Raw genomic sequence first — 230 nt, 5'->3', positions numbered from 1 at the left:
TTGTATAGAGTTGGAACGTTTTTTCTGTACTCTACAATAACGTTCAAGTCAACTGCTACTTGTTCTTTACCAACTTCAACGTTAACACCGTGTGTTACATCGTTAGTGTTAACAATTTTTTCTGTAAGATTTGAGAAGAATCCGCCGTCCACATGTAATAGTCCTGGGACTCTATCTAGTGAAAGACCGATGATTTTTTGAATAACTTTATCTTCGTAAGTTAATTCTCC

1 protein-coding gene is annotated in these 230 nt (G+C 35.7%); it reads right to left on the bottom strand.

The features are described from left to right. On the bottom strand, positions 1–230 hold a 230-nt coding region (locus HMPREF2619_RS07160), incomplete at both ends, for an Asp23/Gls24 family envelope stress response protein (protein ID WP_148130376.1).

It is taken from the genome of Streptococcus sp. HMSC074B11 (genome assembly GCF_001808705.1).
Classification (GTDB): domain Bacteria; phylum Bacillota; class Bacilli; order Lactobacillales; family Streptococcaceae; genus Streptococcus.
This window is presented reverse-complemented; position numbering and strand designations above follow the sequence as displayed.